The 14,957-nt window shown below is 59.7% G+C and carries 15 protein-coding genes and 1 tRNA gene; 15 read left to right on the top strand and 1 reads right to left on the bottom strand.

The window, feature by feature from the left end:
* The first annotated feature begins 2 nt into the window (after positions 1-2).
* The 4 genes from ACN0SY_RS14570 to panB all read left to right on the top strand — a co-directional run bounded on the left by ACN0SY_RS14570 (position 3) and on the right by panB (position 3,982).
* Positions 3-308, top strand: a complete 306-nt coding sequence (locus ACN0SY_RS14570; RefSeq protein ID WP_417688304.1) for an STAS domain-containing protein — start codon at positions 3-5, stop codon at positions 306-308.
* Positions 309-330: 22 nt separating this feature from the next.
* Positions 331-2,133: an ATP-binding SpoIIE family protein phosphatase gene (locus ACN0SY_RS14565; protein ID WP_417688302.1), complete on the top strand. Its 1,803-nt coding sequence runs from the start codon at positions 331-333 to the stop codon at positions 2,131-2,133.
* A gap of 141 nt (positions 2,134-2,274) precedes the next feature.
* Positions 2,275-3,135, top strand: a complete 861-nt coding sequence (gene panC, locus ACN0SY_RS14560) for a pantoate--beta-alanine ligase (protein WP_417688300.1) — start codon at positions 2,275-2,277, stop codon at positions 3,133-3,135.
* Positions 3,136-3,172: 37 nt separating this feature from the next.
* A complete protein-coding gene (gene panB, locus ACN0SY_RS14555) occupies positions 3,173-3,982 on the top strand; it encodes a 3-methyl-2-oxobutanoate hydroxymethyltransferase (protein WP_417688298.1) in 810 nt (269 codons plus the stop codon).
* Positions 3,983-4,064: 82 nt separating this feature from the next.
* Here the strand turns inward: panB and ACN0SY_RS14550 are convergent.
* Positions 4,065-4,154 (bottom strand) — tRNA-Ser (locus ACN0SY_RS14550).
* Between the two features lie 500 nt (positions 4,155-4,654).
* Here ACN0SY_RS14550 and ACN0SY_RS14545 point away from each other — a divergent pair.
* From ACN0SY_RS14545 to ACN0SY_RS14495, 11 genes are all read left to right on the top strand, one after another.
* The gene (locus tag ACN0SY_RS14545) at positions 4,655-5,275 is read left to right on the top strand and encodes a 50S ribosomal protein L21 (protein WP_417688296.1); all 621 of its coding nucleotides are present in this window, start codon (positions 4,655-4,657) and stop codon (positions 5,273-5,275) included.
* Between the two features lie 50 nt (positions 5,276-5,325).
* Complete coding sequence (gene rpmA / locus ACN0SY_RS14540) at positions 5,326-5,595, top strand: 50S ribosomal protein L27 (protein WP_417671647.1); 270 nt, start codon at positions 5,326-5,328, stop codon at positions 5,593-5,595.
* A 129-nt stretch (positions 5,596-5,724) separates the two neighbouring features.
* Positions 5,725-6,330: a GNAT family N-acetyltransferase gene (locus ACN0SY_RS14535; RefSeq protein WP_417688294.1), complete on the top strand. Its 606-nt coding sequence runs from the start codon at positions 5,725-5,727 to the stop codon at positions 6,328-6,330.
* 417 nt (positions 6,331-6,747) lie between these two features.
* Positions 6,748-7,794 carry a GTPase ObgE gene (gene obgE, locus ACN0SY_RS14530; protein WP_417688292.1) on the top strand — a complete coding sequence of 349 codons (1,047 nt, stop codon included), beginning with the start codon at positions 6,748-6,750 and terminating at the stop codon, positions 7,792-7,794.
* The gene (gene proB / locus ACN0SY_RS14525; RefSeq protein ID WP_417688290.1) at positions 7,794-8,933 is read left to right on the top strand and encodes a glutamate 5-kinase; all 1,140 of its coding nucleotides are present in this window, start codon (positions 7,794-7,796) and stop codon (positions 8,931-8,933) included. The genes obgE and proB overlap by 1 nt, the downstream gene beginning before the upstream one ends.
* Positions 8,934-8,980: 47 nt before the next feature.
* Entirely contained in the window at positions 8,981-10,261 is a 1,281-nt protein-coding gene (locus ACN0SY_RS14520; RefSeq protein ID WP_417688288.1) for a glutamate-5-semialdehyde dehydrogenase, read from the top strand.
* Positions 10,258-10,890, top strand: coding sequence for a nicotinate-nucleotide adenylyltransferase (locus ACN0SY_RS14515; RefSeq protein ID WP_417688287.1), 633 nt, complete (start codon positions 10,258-10,260; stop codon positions 10,888-10,890). The genes ACN0SY_RS14520 and ACN0SY_RS14515 overlap by 4 nt, the downstream gene beginning before the upstream one ends.
* 214 nt (positions 10,891-11,104) lie before the next feature.
* On the top strand, positions 11,105-11,458 hold the full coding sequence (gene rsfS / locus ACN0SY_RS14510; protein ID WP_417688286.1) for a ribosome silencing factor: 354 nt from the start codon (positions 11,105-11,107) through the stop codon (positions 11,456-11,458).
* Positions 11,459-11,515: 57 nt separating this feature from the next.
* A complete protein-coding gene (gene rlmH / locus ACN0SY_RS14505; protein ID WP_417688285.1) occupies positions 11,516-11,998 on the top strand; it encodes a 23S rRNA (pseudouridine(1915)-N(3))-methyltransferase RlmH in 483 nt (160 codons plus the stop codon).
* A 153-nt stretch (positions 11,999-12,151) separates the two neighbouring features.
* Positions 12,152-13,573: a murein hydrolase activator EnvC family protein gene (locus ACN0SY_RS14500; protein ID WP_417688283.1), complete on the top strand. Its 1,422-nt coding sequence runs from the start codon at positions 12,152-12,154 to the stop codon at positions 13,571-13,573.
* On the top strand, positions 13,570-14,910 hold the full coding sequence (locus ACN0SY_RS14495) for a S41 family peptidase (RefSeq protein WP_417688281.1): 1,341 nt from the start codon (positions 13,570-13,572) through the stop codon (positions 14,908-14,910). Before ACN0SY_RS14500 ends, ACN0SY_RS14495 begins: the two co-directional genes overlap by 4 nt.
* Positions 14,911-14,957 lie beyond the last annotated feature (47 nt).

Here is a 14,957-nt window from a genome sequence, read left to right as displayed (position 1 = left end):
CAATGGATCTCAGGACGGAATGTGATGCCGCGCAGTATACAGCGCATTTGAGTGGGCAATTGAAATACGCGGACAACGGTGCGTTTCGAACACTCGTGGACGAGATGAACGCATCGAACCTGAAACGCTGCGTCTTTAATCTCGCCGGACTTACAGCGATCGACTCAGCGGGTCTGGGCATGCTCGTGATCGCGTCCGATGCGGGAAAGAAACACGGTTGGTCGTTGACGCTGACCGGAGCCAGTGGACAGGTCCGCAAGGTCCTGGAGTTGTCGCGATTTGACCAACTCATGACCATCGCAGACTGAGCCGGTAGGGGAGGCTAGATCAATGGTTGGAGCCGCCCTGACAAGCGCAGACTTTGCCCGGCAGGGATTTGCCGGCGGCGCCGCTACGCTTGGCCTTGGTTCGCTTGCGGATGCAAGACTGCTCGTCATCGATGACAGCAGTTTTGCCCGCAAGACGATCAACGCCATCCTGGCAAACAACGGGTTCACGAATGTCCGGCTGGTCACGGATGGAGCCGAGGGGATTGCGGCGGCCGCCGAATGGTCGCCGGAAATCATTATCACTGACCTCTACATGCCAGTGAAAAGCGGGTTCGACGTTTGTCGCGAGCTGCGCAACCAGCCCACTTTTCGCGAAACTCCGATCATTGTCCAGACCTCCGCCGACACGCCGGCAATCCGTGGTGATGTATTCGAGGTCGGGGCCTCCGACCTGATCACCAAGCCGATAAATGCCCGCGAGCTGCTCAGCCGGATCCGGGTTCATCTGGAGCGTCTGCGCCTGATCGAAAGCCTGAAGGACTTCAGGCGCCAGATGCAGGACGAACTCAACTCTGCCAAGGCGATGCAAATGGAATTGCTGCCTGCCGACCAGATGATCGGCGAACTGGAGCAGCTTTTCCCGGTTCAATTCGCGTGGCACAGTCAGCCGTGCCAGGGTCTCGGCGGTGATATCTGGGGTGTCAATCAGCTCGATGATCGCCGAATACGGCTCTGGAACGCCGACTTCACCGGCCATGGCGTGAAATCCGCTCTGAACACGTTCCGGCTCAATACGTTTCTGAGAACATCGCTCAGGCATGATCAGAGCGGCCCGGCGCACTGGCTGAAATCAGTCAATGCATTTCTTTGCGAAGTCCTTCCGGTTGGCCAGTTCGCGACCATGCTTTGTTGCGACGTCGATTTTGCCCGCGGCACAGTTGTCATCGCATCGGCCGGGGCACCGGAGCCGGTCCTGCAGGTCGGCGGCGTCAATAAGGCGGTCGAGATTGGAGGCATGCCCTTGGGGATTAGCGAAAGCATCGAATATGAGGAACGCCAGTTGGAGTTCGGGCCAGGCAGCTGCCTGTTCGCCTACAGCGATGCTCTTATCGAAACGCCGACCGCAGACGATGCACTGTTCGACGCCGAGCGTCTTGTGCAACGACTGGATCAGTTGCAGACGTCCCCGGTTGCCAAACGTCCGGCGAAGCTCCTCGATGATTTGAATGGCGTTGCGCCCAAAGGCCTCGATGATGACCTGACGATGATCTTCCTCCAACATGCGGAAGCTCGTCCGAGAAGCTCGAATGTGCAGCCATTCAGCGCCCGTTCCGAGGGGAGCGCCGTTACGGAGGCGGCGGCGGTTATAGAGCCGCAACGACAGGTATTTGCCATCAGGACGATACGTGAGGCAGCAGATCTCGCTGAACGGCTGGCGGCGGAATACCCGAAGCCGGAAATCGTCGCCACCGGTATCTGGGAATTGCTGATCAACGCCATCGAGCACGGCAACCTGGACATAAGCCATGAAGAGAAGACACGTCTGCTTCTGGCGGATGAGCTGGATGCGGAAATCGAAAGACGCCTCGCATCGGAAGCCTTCGTGAATCGGAGGGTTCATGTCGAGCTTGCCAAGACCGGGCAGCAAATCTTGTTGACCATCCGGGACGAGGGAACCGGGTTCGATTTTGAAAAGTATATTGATCGGGAATTGCTGATTGATGTTCCAAACGGAAGGGGAATCGCGATCGCGCAGAAACTCAGTTTCGATCAGTTGACCTACCGGGGATGCGGGAACCAAGTCGAAGCGCGCCTCTCAGTTGAGGTGCAAGCTGATACGGACAGCGCCGCGCTGGACATCTGAGGGGCGAAGGTGACTTCTCTCAATACGCTTTCCGGAGTTGATCGCCACTGGACCGCTTAGACCGCTTGCCATATGGAAGCGGGTAGGGGCGGCCTTCGGAATACGCGATGCAGTCTGCCCGCTGATTTCGGGAAGGCGATCATGCAGATTTGTGCCAGCAAGAAGGCGGTTCGGGAGTTTACTCTGCAGCAGAGGAAGGCGGGCCGTAGGGTCGCCCTGGTCCCGACGATGGGATACCTCCACGACGGCCATATGTCGCTGGTCCGCGAGGCGAAACGCAGGGCCGACGACGTCATTGTCTCGATCTTCGTGAACCCCACACAATTCGGCCCGAACGAAGACCTTGCGACCTATCCGCGGGATCCGGACCGTGACCTTGCCCTGCTTGAAGCGGAGAATGTCGCCGCGGTCTTCATGCCCAGTGTTGACGAGATGTATGGCGCGGGCGGCGATACCTATGTGGAGGTGCCAGGGTTGTCCGGTATCCTTCAGGGTGCCCTGCGTCCGGGGCACTTTCGAGGTGTTTCGACGGTCGTCACGAAGCTGTTCAACATCGTCCTGCCAGATGTCGCGGTCTTCGGCGAAAAGGACTATCAGCAGCTAGCCGTCATCCGCCAGATGGTCCGCGATCTTGACATGCCGTTGCAGATCGTTGGTTCGCCGACGGTGCGCGAGGCAGATGGCCTGGCGATGTCCTCGCGCAACGTGCGCCTGTCTGACGAGCAAAGGGCGCAGGCCCCCGCGCTGAGCCGCTCCCTGACCGCCGCCGCCGAAGCTGCGAAATCCGGACCATCCATTCAGTCTCTGGAGCTGACCATTCGGTCGGTCCTCGAGCAAGCTCCGCTCGGACAGGTTGAAAGCGTTGACATCCGTGATGCTCACACGCTTGCGCCCCTGGAAGGCGTTCTGGAGGGCGAAGCCGTTGTGCTGCTCGCTGTGCGCTTCGGGGGTGTCCTTCTGATTGACCAAAGGGTGATTGCGCCGTCGCAGATGACGGCTTAAGTCCAAGGCAAAGACGACGTCAGTGAAAGGAAGCTCGATGAGCGCCCAGAAACCCATCCGCCGTGTCACGGTTCCCCAGATTGTCGCGCGAAAGGGCGGCGAGCCCATTGTCTCGCTCACCTCCTATCACGCGCACACGGCTGCCATTGTTGATAAATACGCGGATTTCATCCTGGTCGGCGACAGCCTTGGCATGGTCATGCATGGCATGGAATCGACCGTCGGCGTCTCGCTTGAGCTGATGATCATGCATGGCAAGGCCGTTGTTCGCGGAACCCAGCGCGCGTTGGTCGTCGTCGACATGCCTTTCGGCACGTATGAGGAAAGCCCCTCGGTTGCCTTCCGCAATGCAGCCCGCATCATGAAGGAAACCCAGTGTGGCGCGGTCAAGCTTGAAGGCGGCAGACGCATGGCCGAGACAATCAACTTCCTGACCGAGCGCGGAATTCCGGTCATGGCCCACACCGGCCTGACGCCGCAGTCAAGCAATGTCATGGGTGGGTTCAAGACTCAGGGCCGGGATGAAAGCAGCTGGCCCGCCCATGAAGAGGACGCCAAGGCTGTTGCCGACGCCGGTGCCTTTGCGCTTGTACTGGAAGGCATGGTCGAGCCGCTCGCGGCCCGGATCACCAAGCAGGTTCAGATCCCGACCATCGGCATTGGCGCTTCGGCGGAATGTGATGGCCAGATCCTGGTTCTGGAGGACATGCTCGGCCTCAATCCCAAGCCACCGAAGTTCGTCAAGGTTTACGGTGATCTCGGCAACCAGATCGAGAACGCGGTGAAGTCCTATGCCGACGCGGTCAAGGACCGCTCTTTCCCGGCGGAAGACCAGGTCTATCGCTAGGCATTCCCCATAGGGGTAGCAGACAGCCCGAAAGCTCGCCGTCCCGGCGGGCTTTTTCTTCGTCTAACATTGGGGAAAGTAATGGCGGAGAGGGTGGGATTCGAACCCACGGTGGAGTTGCCCCCACGCCGCATTTCGAGTGCGGTACTTTCAACCACTCAGCCACCTCTCCGCGGTGCTCAAGATAATCGGTCTCAAGTGGCGCGGAACATAGACAAGCGATCTTCGGGCCGCAAGAGGCAGATTGAGCTCATTTGCATTTTTTTGAGGGTTTTTCCAAGGCCACTCTTCATGCTGAGGAGAGGGCTGCGAGGGCAAGCGCTGAAGGCCATGTTCGTCACCGGCAGCCTTCGGACAGCGACGTTCGGGACGGTCGGTGACAGAGGGCACACTTGACGCTAGGTCCGGTGGCGGTATTTTCCGGCCGTCAACGCGGATAAAACGTTGACTTCGAGGGCTCCATGCATATAGTGCGCCTGCTTGAAGAGGCGGAATCTGCAGAAGGTTCCGCCCTTTATCGTTGTCCGAAGGCCTGCACCGGCTGTCCTAACCGACTTCAACCGGTATAGCACAAAGACCCGTCTGACGGGCGCCAAGGGATGCGAAGAACGGGCTGTTCGCCATGAATGGGCGGGTGGTCCAGGGAAAAATGAAAAGAAGGACGTGCGAGACATGTTCGCAGTGATCAAGACCGGCGGCAAGCAGTACACTGTCGCCGCAGATGACCTCCTGAAGGTCGAAAAGCTGGAAGCCGAAGCAGGCAGCACCGTTACGTTTGACGAAGTGCTCATGATCGGCAACGGTACGGACACCACCGTAGGTGCTCCGCTTGTGGAAGGTGCAACTGTTGTGGCCGAAGTGGTCGAGCAGGCGCGTGACCGCAAGATCATCATTTTCAAGAAGCGCCGCCGCCAGAACTCCCGGCGCCGCAACGGCCATCGTCAGGCATTCACCCTCATCAAGGTGACCGACATCCTGACCGGTGGCGCGAAGCCGGCCAAGAAAGCCGCTGCAAAGAAGACTGAAGCCAAGGCTGAAGAGGCTCCGGCCGCATCTGAAGAAGTTGCGCCCCTCTTCACCGCTCCGGAAGGCAAGGCCGACGATCTGAAGAAGATCTCCGGCGTTGGCCCGGTTCTGGAAAAGAAGCTGAACGCTCTGGGTATCACCACCTATGAGCAGATCGTCGGCTTTTCGGCTGAAGACATCGCCCGCGTTGATGAGGTCCTGAATTTCAAGGGCCGTATCGAGCGCGACAACTGGGTTGAGCAGGCCAAGGAACTGGCTGGCAAGTAAGCCGCCGCCGTTTCTGACTGATCTTAAAAGAGTAACGAGGAGAAACCCTCATGGCACATAAAAAGGCAGGCGGCTCGTCCCGTAACGGTCGCGATTCAGCTGGTCGCCGTCTCGGCATCAAGAAGTTCGGCGGCGAAGCCGTGATTCCGGGCAACATCATTGCACGTCAACGTGGCACTCAGTGGCACCCGGGCACCGGTGTGGGCATGGGTAAGGACCACACCATTTTTGCCACCGTTGAAGGCAAGGTCGAGTTTCAGGCGAAAGCCAACAAGCGAACCTTCATCAACGTGGTTCCGGTAGCGGAAGCTGCGGAGTAAAGCCGACGTGTCATCCAACACCGCCGGCGTCCCATAGCCCCGGCGGTTCAAGATGAAGAACCGGTCAAAGTTCAAGGGGAGATGGGTCGCCATCTCCCCTTTTCTTTTGCACTTTGATCGGAGAATGAAATGGTTGTCGAAAGTGATGGTCTCTTAGACGAAAGCTGTCTCGGTGCGGCTCCCCTGCCGCAGGAAGCTGTCCGTGTGCGGCTCGACCTGCCGCGAACCGACGATCTGGCCGACATCATGTTCCTGGCCAACAACCATCGCATCGCGGCGAACCTCGCCAACATGCCGCATCCGTTTTCGCTCGATAACGCGAAGGCGTTGATTGCACGTGCTGAGACAGCACGCGGCAACAATGCGACATTTGCAATTCGACTGCGTTCGACCGGCCGGTTCATCGGTATCGCCAAATATGGCGAGATGGAAGCTGGAGGAACGGTCCATATTGGCTACTGGCTCGGTGAGCCCTTCTGGGGTGACGGCCTTGCCACCGAAGCGGTTCATGCCCTCGTCGACCACGCCTTCACTCACGGCAGCATGGACGAACTGACGGGCGCGTGCCGCGTGACGAACCCGGCATCAAGGCGCGTCCTGGCCAAATCCGGCTTCCAGTACCGGGACCAGTCGATGATCCATTCGGTCGGAGCGCGCGGTTCGGTCCCGATCGAGCGGTACAGTCTGGAACGAAAGGTCTGGAAGTCGCTGAAGACGTGGGGCGCCGTTGCATAGTTTCGGGCACTGCTGAGGTCTGCCGGTTCAGGGGCTGGCAGACCTCGCGTTATCCAAAACAACGCGCTGAGCGGAACGAACGTGCCGCGAGAGTTGCAACGCGCACCGGGTTTCGGCTATTGGCAGGGCAAGCTTCCTGGGGTGAGTGGATTTTTTGCATGGCTCGGATGACGGGGCCACGCTGACGGTTTCGCGCGAACGATGCCAGGAAATCGCGCGCGAATGGAATGAAGAAGATCCAGCATTGACCGAAGGACAGTGGCATGAAGCCCGGACTTTCGCGGTTGGAAGGTTGCTTTCAGAGGTTTGGCGCGCGGTGGTTCCGCAGTCGACGGACGTCTAGAAGGCTCCATGCATGAATTCGAGACCCCTCGACGGCCAATATCGGGCGCAGCGGTCAAATGGAAAGAACAGAAAATGAAGTTCCTCGATCAGGCCAAGATCTTTGTGCGCTCCGGAAATGGCGGCGCGGGCTGTGTCTCTTTCCGGCGCGAGAAGTACATCGAGTATGGCGGTCCCGATGGCGGCGACGGGGGACGTGGCGGTGACGTCTGGGTCGAATGCGTCGACGGCCTGAACACGCTCATCGACTATCGCTACAAGCAGCACTTCAAGGCCGAAACCGGCATTCACGGCATGGGCAAGAACCGGACCGGCGCCGATGGTGGCGACGTGACGCTAAAGGTCCCCGTCGGCACTCAGGTGCTCGAAGAGGACAATGAGACGGTGATTGCCGACCTGACCGAAGTTGGCCAGAAGGTCCTGCTGCTAAAGGGCGGAAATGGCGGCTTCGGCAACGCACATTTCAAGTCCTCGGTAAACCAGGCTCCGCGCCGGGCGAACCCTGGCCTTTTGGGCGAGGAAAAATGGATCTGGCTGCGCCTGAAGCTGATCGCAGATGCCGGTCTCGTGGGACTGCCGAATGCCGGCAAGTCCACCTTCCTTGCGACGGTATCCGCCGCTAAGCCGAAGATTGCAGACTATCCCTTCACGACGCTGCATCCGAACCTCGGCATTGTCCAGATCGACGGAAACAGCTTCGCCATGGCAGATATTCCGGGCCTGATCGAAGGCGCGCATGAAGGAACGGGTCTCGGCGACCGTTTCCTGGGCCATGTCGAGCGGACCCGCGTTCTCCTCCATCTCGTTGATGGCTCCGGCGAGGAAGATCCGGGCGAGGCCTACACCGTCGTGCGCGGAGAGCTGGAGGCCTACGGCCATGGCCTTGCCGAGAAACCGGAGATTGTGGCTCTCTCCAAGTGCGACGCGCTGACGGACGAGCTCATTGCCGAACGTGCTGCGTCGCTGGAAGAGGCCTGTGGTCAGAAACCGCTGATCCTGTCCTCCGCAAGTGGCCACAATGTCGATCGTGCCCTGCGCATGATCGTGCGCGCCATCGACAAGGACAAACAAGACGCCGCCAACGAAGTTCCGGCCAAGGAGCAGGAGGGATGGCATCCCTGATGTCCGACCGTCGTTGCCTGACGGCTTACAGCCGTGTTGTCGTCAAGATCGGGTCTGCGCTTCTGGTTGAAGGCGGTGAGCTGAAGCGCTCATGGCTGGATGCGCTGATTGATGATCTCGTTGCGCTGAAGAAAGCGGGTGCCGAGGCGATCATCGTGTCGTCCGGATCGATTGCGCTGGGGCGCGGCATTCTTGGTCTGCCGAAAGGCCCGCTCAAGCTTGAGGAAAGCCAGGCGGCCGCCGCTGCTGGACAGATCCTTCTGGCGCAAGCCTACTCGGAGAGCCTGAGCCGCCACAACGTAAAGGCAGGCCAGATCCTGCTCACGCTCGGCGATACGGAAGAGCGGCGGCGTTATCTGAATGCGCGGGCCACCATCGGGACATTGCTCAAGCTCGGCGCCGTGCCGATCATCAACGAGAACGACTCGGTAGCAACGTCTGAAATCCGCTACGGCGACAATGACCGTCTCGCGGCCCGCGTTGCGACCATGGCAAGCGCCGACTGTCTGGTGCTCCTGTCGGATATCGACGGCCTCTACACGGCACCCCCCAATGACAATCCGGATGCAGTCTTCCTGCCCGAGGTTCCTCGCATCACGCCCGAGATCGAGGCGATGGCGGGCAGTGCCGGGTCGGAACTGTCCCGCGGTGGCATGAAGACCAAGATCGACGCGGGCAAGATCGCTACCGCTGCAGGTACCACGATGGTGATCACCTCTGGCAAGGCGCTCAATCCGTTGAAGAAGCTGGACGATGGGGCTCGCGGCACATGGTTTGCCGCTCTCGACAGTCCGGCTAATGCACGCAAGGCCTGGATCGGCGGGCATCTTGTCCCGCGCGGCGAGATCCATCTCGACGCAGGTGCCCTGAAAGCACTCAAGTCCGGCAAGAGCTTGTTGCCCGCAGGCGTGACAGCGGTGAAGGGCGAGTTTTCGCGTGGGGATGCGGTCAAGGTGCTCGGACCCGATGGCCGTGCAATTGGAAGTGGACTGGTCGCCTACGACCATGACGAGGCCCGTATGATCATCGGCCGCAACAGCCGTGAGATCGAGGCGATTGTCGGCTATCCGGGGCGGGCGGAAATGATCCATCGGGACGATCTCGTCCTCGACGATGCAATTTTGACAGGAAACGGTTAGAACTGTGCAATTCCGGCATTTCGCCGGATCAGGAGCGGAATAGAGCCATGTTGGACAAGGTTGAATTGAGTGACGTTGAAAGCTTGATGGCGGACATCGGTCGGCGCGCCCGCGCCGCTGGCCGGGTGCTGGCCATTGCTCCAACGGACACCAAGAACCTTGCCCTTGCCGAAATGGCCAAGGCCGTCCGCGTGGCAACGCCCCGGATCCTCGAAGGCAACGCCAGGGATCTGGAGCTGATGAAGGCAAATGGCCAGACCGCCGCCTTCCTCGACCGTGGAACCCTGACCGAGGAGCGTATCGAGGCCGTCGCACGGGCGCTTGAGGATATCGTTGCGCTGGATGATCCGGTCGGGAGTGTCATCTCGGCTTGGGAGCGGCCGAATGGCCTCAAGATCGAGCGTGTGCGAACACCGCTCGGTGTCATCGGCGTGATCTATGAAAGCCGTCCGAATGTCACCGCAGATGCAGGTGCACTCTGCCTCAAGGCAGGGAACGCAGTGGTTCTGCGCGGTGGCTCCGACACGATCAATTCCAACAAGGCAATCCATGCGGCCCTGCAGACAGGTCTGAAGAAGGCCGGTCTCCCGGAAGACGCGATCCAGATGGTGCCTGTGACGGACCGCGCCGCCGTCGGCGAGATGTTGAAGGGGCTTGGCGGTAATCTCGACGTCATCGTTCCGCGTGGCGGCAAGAGCCTGGTCGCGCGGGTTCAGACCGAAGCGCGCGTTCCGGTTTTCGCGCATCTTGAAGGCCTCGTTCACATCTTCATCGACAAGGCGGCGAGGCTCGAGACGGCTCTGGAAGTCGTCGTCAACTCCAAGCTTCGCCGGACCGGAATTTGCGGTGCTCTGGAGACCTTGCTGGTGGATGAGACGGTTGCCGAAAGCTTCCTGCCGTCTATCGTGAAGGCGCTTCAGGAAAAGGGCTGCGAAATTCGCGGAGACGAGCGTACGCGGACACTGTGCAGCAGTGTCAATCCGGTGAATGATGAGGACTGGAGCACCGAGTATCTCGACGCAATTCTGTCGGTGAAGGTCGTTGCAGGCCTCGATGCTGCGATCGAGCATATCGCGACCTATGGCTCAAATCATACGGACTGCATCGTCACCGAGGATGAAGCCGCTGCGGAGAAATTCTTCCAGCAGGTCGATTCCGCCATCGTGCTGCACAATGCCTCCACGCAGTTTGCAGATGGCGGCGAGTTCGGCATGGGCGCCGAGATCGGCATTGCGACCGGTCGCATGCATGCTCGCGGTCCTGTCGGCGTAGAGCAACTGACGAGCTTCAAGTACCGGGTGCATGGGAAGGGACAGACCCGTCCATGACATCTGCCGCACAGCGCGGGCGACTTGCCGAGGATTGGCTGAAACTGCCGCATGCAGAAGCCGGCAACCGCATCGGTCTGTTCGGTGGATCGTTCAATCCACCGCACTCGGGCCACCGGCTCGTTGCCGAAACTGCCCTCAAGCGACTGGGGCTTGACCAGGTCTGGTGGCTGGTCACGCCGGGAAATCCGTTGAAGGACCACTCGGAACTTGCTTCGCTGCAAGATCGTGTCTACATGACGCGCAAGATCGCTGATCATCCCAAAATGAGGGTCAGCGCGCATGAGCTGGTACTGGGGTCGCCCTACACGGCGAAGACGGTAGCTCTGCTGAAGGAAAAGCGCCCAATGCTCCGCTTCGTGTGGTTGATGGGCGCAGATAACTTGTCCGGTTTCCACCGCTGGCAAAACTGGCGGTCGATCGTCGAGAACGTCCCTGTTGCGGTCATCGACCGACCTGGGGCGTCGCTTGCGTCACTTGGTGCTCCGATGGCTTTGACCTTCGCGGCGCAACGGCTGGACGAGGCAGATGCCCGTCTATTGCCGTCGATGCAACCACCGGCCTGGGCCTTTCTGCATGCGCCTTTGGATCCGGCCTCATCGACCTCTTTGAGGCTAACGAGGCCGTAACGTAACGTAATGTGATGCTGCAAAGAGCTTGGCATGTCTTGAAACTGCCAACCTGGACAGCTTATTCTTAACCCGGCTGCGAAAGCGGCCTAGGTAGGGTCAACCCGCTCCGAAAACCTCCAGCTCGGGGCCAACGTCGAAAGGCACACCACTGACCATAACCTTTGAAAGCGAGCAGACAACCAAGTCCGCTCCCGTCCAGTCGCCCGCAAAAGTGGAACTTTCGCGGGAACTGATCGACACGGTTCTCGCCAGTCTCGATGACTCCAAGGCCGAGGACATAGTTACTCTCGAAATCGCCGCAAAGAGTTCCCTTGCCGACCAGATGGTTATTGCCTCCGGCCGGTCGCACCGTCATGTGGGCGCCATTGCGGATCACCTTTTGCGGGATATCAAGGACTCCGGCGGCGGCAATGCCAATGTCGAAGGCCAGACGACCTGTGATTGGGTTCTCATCGACGCCGGTGACGTGATCGTTCACATCTTCCGGCCCGAAGTCCGCTCGTTCTACAATCTGGAAAAGATGTGGGCCCCGGAACCCGAGGACACGCCGCACTACGTCGGCTAAGGCTGCTTCTTGCAGCACGAGTAACTGGACCGGGCCGACGGCCCGGCATGGAAAGACATGCGTCTGACTTTAGCATGTATCGGCCGGATGAAACCCGGTGCCGACAAGGAACTGTTTGACCGATACATCGACCGGGCGCGCAAGGCTGGAAAGTCGCTCGGCATTGGCGATGTGAAGATCGTGGAGCTCGGTGAAAGCCGGGCGCAACGCACGGCTGACCGCAAGTCGGAAGAAGCTGACGCGCTGATCGGGCACCTGCCTGCGGGAGCCCGCCTGGTGGTTCTCGATGAACATGGGAAGTCGATGACAAGTGTCGCCTTCAGTTCCAGGATCGAGGCCTGGAAGGACGAAGGGGTACAGGACGTTGTTTTTGCCATTGGCGGCGCTGACGGCCACGGTGATGCACTTCTGGCCAGGGCCGACTTGAAAATCGCCTTCGGAGCAATGACCTGGCCTCACCAGATTGTGCGAATTCTCCTCTCCGAACAGATATACCGTGCGATCACCATTCAATCCGGTCACCCATACCACCGGCAATAGCGTGCCGTGTGCAGGTTGCCGCAAAGAGCAATGTAAATTGTTACCGGCTCGGGTGCCTGCATCTCGCCGCATTCGGCGCCTAGGATCTTCGTCTGGAGTTGCAAGTTTTCCTAGTGAACGATTCCTTAACGATGGGCTGGGTATCGAAACCGAATGTTGGTTCGAAGCGACGGCGATAACAGGATGCGCCCGGGCAGCTTGCTGCCGGGTCTGTTAAAGGTGGGCCTGCCAGAATATCTCTGGGCCGGAAGCCTCATCATCGCCGTATCGCTTCTTCTTGTCACGCCAGCGCGCGCAACCGAAACCCCGGATGACAATAGCGCCGAGGCGACCGCTCAGGTCGATCCCGCCATTACTGAAGCTCTTCAGAAAAAACAGGCGCGTGAACAGGAACTGGCGAGCCTCAGCCGCGATATCGACGTGTCAGAGCAGCGCCAAAAGGAGATCGAGCGCGAGATCTCCGAAATTGATCGCGATCGCGAAAGCCTGAACGGGAAGATCCTGAGGACGGCCGAGACCATCAAGGGACTGGAAACGGAACTTTCCGATACCGAGCGCCGCTTACTTCGGCTCGGTGAAAACGAAGACGCCGTCCGAAAATCGCTCAACGGCCGCCGCGAGGTGTTGGCTGAAGTTTTGGCGGCTTTGCAACGCATCGGACGCAGGCCGCCCCCCGCTCTTGCTGTTCGTCCGGCAGATGCGTTGGCGGCCGTTCGGAGCGCCATCCTTCTGAATGCCGTCATGCCGGAGCTCCGGGTCGAGACCGAGGCCCTGGCGGCGGATCTCGCCGAACTTAGCCGTTTGAAGTCTGTGATCGCCGAAGAAAAGCGAAGCTTGCGCGGTGATGCGATGCGGCTTGCTGAAGAAAAGTCGCGGCTCGAACTGCTGCTGAGTGCCAAGCGCCAGGAACGCGAGAGGACTGCAGGGCAGCTTGCACAGGAAAAACAGCTTGCGGAAGAGCTGGCGGGAAAGGCTACAAGCCTTCAGGAGCTGATCGGCCAGCTCGAAAGCGAGATTGAAAGCGCGCGTATCGCGGCAGAAAAATCCCGTGAAGCGGAGCGTGCGGCCAAGGCCGGACGTGGCAACCGAGTGGATCCATTCTCGGACCCGGGCCGTATAGCTCCTGCGGTCGCATTCGATGACGCCCGCGGGCGTCTGCCTCAGCCCGTGTCCGGCGATCTGATTCGAGATTTTGGCCAGGAAGATGAATTCGGAGGGCGTACACAGGGGCAATCCATTGCCACACGCGCCGGCTCCCGCGTCACTTCGCCATCTGATGGGTGGGTTGTCTATGCAGGACCGTTCAGATCCTTTGGCCAGCTCTTGATCCTGAATACCGGCGGCGGTTACCATGTCCTCCTGGCCGGCATGGACCGAATCGACGCTGAATTGGGGCAATTCGTGCTCGCCGGGGAACCGGTAGGCGTCATGGGCACCACCAAATGGGCGAGTGCCTCCACGATTGGTTTAGGCTCGGCGCAGCCGATCCTGTATGTTGAATTTCGCAAGGACGGAAGCGCAATTGATCCCACCCCCTGGTGGGCGCGCGATGAACGAGAAAAGGCTCGCGGATGATTCGGAAAGCTTCACTGCTGCTCATTGGCGCCTTGATGGGGGCCACTGCTGTAACCACCCTGTCCCAGGTCCCGTTTCGCGTCAGCGATGCAGCATATGCGGCTGCGTCGGACACCTATCGTCAGCTGAACCTTTTTGGTGACGTTTTCGAGCGTGTGCGCTCCGACTACGTGGAAATGCCAGACGATGCGCAGCTGATCGAAAGCGCGATCAACGGTATGCTTACCTCTCTTGACCCGCATTCCAGCTACATGTCCCCGAAAAGCTTCCGCGACATGCAGGTCCAGACGCGCGGTGAATTCGGCGGCCTCGGTATTGAGGTCACCATGGAAGACGGCCTCGTCAAGGTCGTGTCTCCGATCGATGATACGCCCGCTTTCAAGGCCGGTGTTCTGGCAGGCGATCTGATCACCCATATCGACGGTGAGCAGGTTCAGGGTCTGACCCTGAATGAAGCGGTCGAGAAAATGCGCGGGCCGGTCAAGACCGATATTATCGTGACCATCCGCCGTGAGGGCATTGGCGAGCCTCTCGAAATCACCATCACGCGCGACATCATCCGGATTCAGTCTGTCCGTTGGCGGGAAGAGACCGACGTCGGCTACATTCGCGTCACCCAGTTCAATGAGCAGACTTTCGATGGCCTGAAGAAGGGCATTGAAGAAACCACTGCGAATATCGGCTCGGACAAGGTCAAGGGCTACATTGTCGACCTGCGGAACAATCCGGGTGGCCTGCTGGATCAGGCAATCGCCGTATCTGACGCGTTTCTCGAGCGCGGCGAGATCGTCTCGACCCGTGGCCGCAATTCCGAGGAAACCCAGCGCTACAACGCTCGCAGCGGTGACCTCACGGAGGGCAAGCCGGTGATCATCCTCGTCAACGGTGGCTCGGCATCCGCGTCGGAGATCGTGGCCGGGGCGTTGCAGGATCATCGTCGTGCCACGGTCCTGGGGACCCGTTCCTTCGGAAAGGGCTCGGTCCAGACCATCATTCCGCTCGGGGCAAACGGTGCAATACGTCTGACGACCGCCCGTTATTACACGCCATCGGGAACCTCGATCCAGGCGAAGGGCATCCTGCCGGATATCGAGGTTCTGCAAAACCTCCCTGACGAGCTCAAGGGCCGCGCTGAAACCAAGGGTGAAGCTGGCCTTCGCGGGCACCTTGAAAACGAGGGTACCGAAGGTGAGAAGGAGCAGTCGGGCAGCCAGGCTTATGTGCCTGCCGATCCGGCGGACGATACACAGCTGAAACTTGCTCTCGACCTTCTGCGAGGTGTTCAGGTGAACAGCGCCTTCCCGCCGGCTGGAGATGCGGCGGCTGTACCGAACTGATTGGCTGATCATTATCGGCTGCATCGATTTGAGGCGCAGCCGATGTC

This window comes from Roseibium sp. (genome assembly GCF_048261595.1).
GTDB lineage: Bacteria > Pseudomonadota > Alphaproteobacteria > Rhizobiales > Stappiaceae > Roseibium.
Note: the sequence above shows the minus strand (reverse complement) of the source record. Positions and strands in the feature narration are given on the sequence as shown.